Below are 2369 nucleotides of genomic sequence, written 5' to 3'. Positions count from 1 at the left end.
CGGCTCCAGGTCGGCCCGGCGTTTCGCGGCGAGATGGTCCCGGCTGTCGATCAACGAAGCGGTCAGGGTACGGCGGTTCACATGGCTGCCGGCCCTTGGGTGCCAGGTCTGACCGAGATGGGTCTCGAAGAGCTCCGCCGCGAGATCGCGCAGGGCCTCAAAGGCGTTGCGCCGTTCGAGCAGCGTGATGCCCTCGGCGATCAGGGTTTCCAATTCGACCGACCGGACCTCGGACCCGTCCTGCTCGCGTTGCGCCCGTTTCTGCGCCTGTTCGTTGGTGTCGAGGTCGCGGCTCGTGCGCTCGGCCGTGCGGTGGAAGAGGTTTGTCGTTGACCAGAGCAGATCCTCGAGGTCGGGCTCCAGTCGTGTATCGGACAGGGTCGAGACGAGCGCGTCGAAGATGTCGGCGACGGCGGAACGAATGGCGTCGGGATCCGGCAGGGGTCGGGGATCGGGCTCGTCCGTGAAGGGGCGCCAGCCATAGAGCTGCAGTTCCTCGAGCACGACGGCGGTGGAGGATCGGGTCTGAAGAGGAGTCTCGGTCATAGTGTCGTCTCCGGTTGCGGGACCCGCGCCTCTCGCGGGCCTTCCCGGGCGACCGGAAAGCGGGGGCCGGGCGGGTCTGCATTCTCAGGGGTCCCCGTCGCGCTCGCGCGATGGGGTGGAACCGGAGCGCAGCGGAGGACGGCTTGCCGTTGCGGACCCGGCCGGGCCCTGCTCCGACTCGCCCGCTCTCGGAAGTCCGCGAGGCGCGGCTCTGGTTGCGGAGATGCTGGCCCGGTGGCAGCTCCCGATCAGAGAATGGCGTGGTCGAGAAACACCGCCGCGTCCTCCGGCGCGAGCTGCGGACGGAGATGTGCGCGAAGCTCGTCGCGGCCATGGGCGCGCAGGTCGTCGTTGAAATCGCCGAGACCGGGGAAAAGGCGGATCGTGTCGATCTCGGCGTCCTTGGCGCACCGCGCCAGTTGGTCGGCCGCGGACAGGCCCGCCGGATCGGCATCGATGGCGATGTAGAGGCGGCGAAGTCCCGGGGGCAACGCCAGGGCTGCAAGATGGCCGGCGGACAGAGCCGCCACGACAGGAAGCTCTGGCAGGGCGAGATGCAGCGACAGCATGGTTTCCAGCCCCTCGCCGACCGCCAGCACGCGGTCCGGTTCGCCGATGCGGACGCCATGGCCAAGCAAGTTCCCCATGGCCTTGCGGGGCGGAACGACAGGAGCCTTGCCTGCAGTGGCAGGATCGAGCCAGGTGCGGTGCAGGCCCGTCAGCCGCCCGTCGAGGTCCGTGACCTTGGCGAGGAGGGCCGGCCAGCTCTCCGGCGGATCGGTCGTCGGGCAAGCCTCGCGCCGGTAGAAGCACTTCGGGTGGAACCGCAGGCTGTCGAGGCGGCCCAGCCCGGTCAGGCCGCGCCCCGCGAGGTAGCGTTCGGCCAGCGTGCCCGAAATCGGCAGACCCATGGCCCAGAGCCGCCGCGCCGCCTCTTGTGACCCGCGGTCGGCTGGCGCCTTGACGACGCGTGGCCTGCCGTTTTGCGGCAGGCTGAGAAACCTTCGGGCCTCCTTCAGTGTCTCCTTGAGAGTGGCAATTCCCATGGTCAGTGCGATCAGATCCAGAAGGTCGCCATGCTGTCCGGTCGCGGAATCCGTCCACTTGCCGGCGGCCCCTGGCCCGGAGGCCTGCCCCGTCAGTCGGACATAGAGGCTGTGCCCCGGCGTGTTCTGCACATCGCCGACGAGCCAGTACTGCCCTTGCCTACGCCCGTTAGAGAGGTAATGGCGGCAGACGGCCTCGGCCTCCTCGGCCAGGCGGCGGGCGATCTCGGCGGCGGGGCTGTGCATCGGGACCTCCGGGACAGAAGAAGGGGCCCGCCAGGACTGGCGGACCCCCGCGGCCGACCCCCTTGGGGAAAGGTGCGGCCCTGCTCGACGATCACTCCGCTGCGGTCTGGAGGACGGCCTCACCGGCGACGGGGTCATCTTCGCCCGAAGTCTCGGACTCTCCCATAGCCGGTTCGCCGCCGTCTTCCGCCGATTGCGCTTCGCCGCTGTCGGGATTGGCCTCGGACGTATTGTCCGCCTCGTCGAGCAGTTCGATCTCCGGCGCGTCCCCCTCCGGCAGCGGCGGCGTGCGCAGCGGGTCCGGCAGCCAGCCGGTGCCGGAGAGCAGATCCTCGGCGGCCGTCACCATCTCCGCCTTCTTCAGCCCGGCGATCTGCTCGGCGGCGGCCTCACCCTTCGCCTCGCGCACGGCCTCGAGGATGCGTGCCTTAGTGACCCGACCGAGGTAGTTGTCGCCCGCCGCAGTCCAGCCCGCGCGCCCCATGTCGAGCCCGACGGTTCCGGCCAGCACATCCGCATGCGCGATGGCGC

General features: G+C 69.9%; 1 protein-coding gene and 2 pseudogenes. All 3 read right to left on the bottom strand.

Annotated features, from left to right (window positions below):
- Positions 1-546: pseudogene (locus EV662_RS19290) on the bottom strand (hypothetical protein); the annotation flags it as partial.
- 248 nt (positions 547-794) lie between these two features.
- On the bottom strand, positions 795-1838 hold the full coding sequence (locus EV662_RS19285) for a DUF7146 domain-containing protein (protein WP_132466518.1): 1044 nt from the start codon (positions 1836-1838) through the stop codon (positions 795-797).
- Positions 1839-1929: 91 nt separating this feature from the next.
- Positions 1930-2369 (bottom strand): annotated as a pseudogene (locus EV662_RS19785) (hypothetical protein); the annotation flags it as partial.

The organism is Rhodovulum marinum, from assembly GCF_004343075.1.
GTDB lineage: Bacteria > Pseudomonadota > Alphaproteobacteria > Rhodobacterales > Rhodobacteraceae > Rhodovulum > Rhodovulum marinum.
Note: the sequence above shows the minus strand (reverse complement) of the source record. Positions and strands in the feature narration are given on the sequence as shown.

Excerpts from the sequence above, each read along its gene's own strand:
- EV662_RS19285 (WP_132466518.1), bottom strand. The coding sequence starts at position 1,838 with ATGCACAGCCCCGCCGCCGAGATCGCCCGCCGCCTGGCCGAGGAGGCC.